Source organism: Actinophytocola sp. (genome assembly GCF_049647105.1).
Lineage (GTDB): Bacteria > Actinomycetota > Actinomycetes > Mycobacteriales > Pseudonocardiaceae > Actinophytocola.
In genome coordinates this window covers 1-2078 of sequence record NZ_JBARWZ010000135.1, presented here as the reverse complement: position 1 = coordinate 2078, position 2078 = coordinate 1, and the positions used below count along the sequence as shown (strand labels likewise).

Sequence of the window (2078 nt, the reverse complement as noted above, 5' to 3'; positions counted from 1 at the left end):
TCGCCGTCCGCCGGGACGGCGCGGGTCGGGTCACCGGGGTCGAGACGGCCGCGGGCCCTCTCGACAGTGCGACTGTGGTGCTCGCGGCCGGAGTGGCCACTGCCGCGCTGGCCGCGCCGCTCGGCATTCACGTCCCGGTCGAGCCGTCACCGGCGACGCTCTTCCGGCTCCGCGCCCCGGCCGGCCTGGTCCGCACCGTGGTCCACAACCGGGACTTCGATCTCCGGCAGGCCGCCACAGACCGGCTACACGCCGCCGCGGACTCGCCCGACCGGACTCTCGCCGCCATACGGTCCACCTTCCTCGGCGCGGCAGCCGTCGAGCTACTCAGCACCCGGGTCGGCGCCCGCCCCATGCCGGTCGACGGCGAACCGATCATCGGCCCGGTCCCCGAGGTGCCCGGCCTCTACCTGGCGGTGATGCACGCGGCGGTCACGCTCGCCCCGGTCGTAGGCCACCTGATCGCACGGGAACTGGTCCACGGCACCGTCGAGCCGGCGCTGGCGGGCTGCCGCCTCGACCGCTTCTAGTGCCCCGCGTCTGAGTCCGAGCCAGGAACGGGAAGCCGCGATCGCCGCCGAGCCCGGCAAGTTCTCCATGTCGGGCGCCGCGCGCCCGATAACCGCGCAGCGGGCTTGACCAGGCCGAGCCCCGTCACACGACCAGACAAACCGACAAGAATCTCGGCGGATCCAGGTGAGCGACCCGAACACCCTTTCCAGGGGAGCGCACCTGCGAACCGGGCCAGCTCCGGCCAGCGCGTGAACGGCTTTGCCGGTCGCTCCCTCCGAGCCCGGCCCGGCCCGGCCTCATCCCGGGACCGCCGGGAAGGTGGCTATCACGTACGTCGCGGTCAGGAGGGCTGGGCCGTGGGGGATGCCGGTGCGCCATCTTGCCCGGTGGCGTTTCGGGGCCAGGGCGTGTAAGGCCAGCGTCAGCAGGGCCGCCAGTGTCGTGCCCACCAGCACTGCCGGCCAGCCGACCGCGCCTAACACCGCGCCCTGGCTACCGGACAGTTTCACGTCTCCGCCGCCCATCGCCGTTGGCCACAGCAGGTGCACCGCCAGGTAGGTCGTGCCCAGGATCGTCGCACCCAGGAGGGCGCCTTCCGCCATCTGCCAGCCCGCCTGGGTTGCCGCCACCGCTGTCGTCAGGGCGATCGCGGGGTAGGCCCCCAGTGTCAGTGTGTTCGGCAGGCGGCGGTGTTTCAGGTCCACCACCGTCAACGTGACCGCGAACCACGCCACCACCAACGGGATCGGCAGCCACCACCACGGGAGATGGCCCGCTTCGGCCCGCCAGCCTGCCAGCGCCCACAGCGCCGCAACGCCGATCGCGCACCATCCTTTGTGGACCACCGCCCCTCTGCGCAGGCGGGTCAGCAGAACTTGGCCTGCCGCGCCCGCGGTGAGGCCCGCTGCGGCCAGGAGGAGTGCGAGGTTCATGAGTTCCACGGTCCACTGGGGAGCGTGATGAGGCAAGGAGAAGTCCGTACGAATGGGACATTCGCTCGGACTGGTCTACGCGCAGGCCATCGTCAGGATCTGTTTCACCACTTCGGTTTTCGCGTCCGCGTAGTCCTGCACGTATCGTCAGTCCCGTGTGGACAGTGCCTGTCTCGTGCTCGGCACGCGTGTCCTCCGTCACGGCACGCAGCTGTTCCTCGTCCACGCGCCCCACCTTAGAGCGGCAGTGGCAGGATTCCACCCGTCGCCGTGTGCAGTGCGTCGCGCATCGCCCGGCGGGGCGCCACCTTTCCGGTGAACTGTTCGACCTGCCCGAAAGCCTGGTGCAGCAACATGTCCAGGCCCGTCGCCACCCCGCCGCCGTGTTCGGCGACCGCGATAGCGAGCGGGGTCGGCCACGGGTGATAGATGACATCGAGCAGGAACGGGGTGCCGCCGAGCGCGGCCGGGTCGACCGCGTCCGGCGGGGCCGTGTTCACCAGCACCGACGATCCCGCCGCCAGCGCCGGGAGGTCCGCCGACGCCCACGCCACGACCTCGAGCCTCATCCCTGCCGCCGCCGCGCACGCCACCGCCGCCTCGGCGCGTGCGGGGTCCCGCACCACGACCGTC

Annotated in this window: 2 protein-coding genes and 1 pseudogene; 1 reads left to right on the top strand and 2 read right to left on the bottom strand. The window is 71.8% G+C overall.

Annotated elements, in window-relative coordinates; genetic code table 11:
- Positions 1-530 (top strand): FAD-dependent oxidoreductase (locus WBA97_RS16070; protein WP_424231619.1); only part of this gene is annotated, 530 nt, incomplete at its 5' end.
- Positions 531-809: 279 nt separating this feature from the next.
- Here WBA97_RS16070 and WBA97_RS16065 read toward each other — a convergent pair.
- Complete coding sequence (locus tag WBA97_RS16065) at positions 810-1445, bottom strand: prepilin peptidase (RefSeq protein ID WP_424231618.1); 636 nt, start codon at positions 1443-1445, stop codon at positions 810-812.
- Positions 1446-1681: 236 nt separating this feature from the next.
- Positions 1682-2078, bottom strand: a pseudogene (locus WBA97_RS16060) (shikimate dehydrogenase); the annotation flags it as partial.

Bases quoted from the DNA above. Each gene is read 5' to 3' on its own strand.
- WBA97_RS16065 (WP_424231618.1), bottom strand. From the start codon at position 1,445: ATGAACCTCGCACTCCTCCTGGCCGCAGCGGGCCTCACCGCGGGCGCG.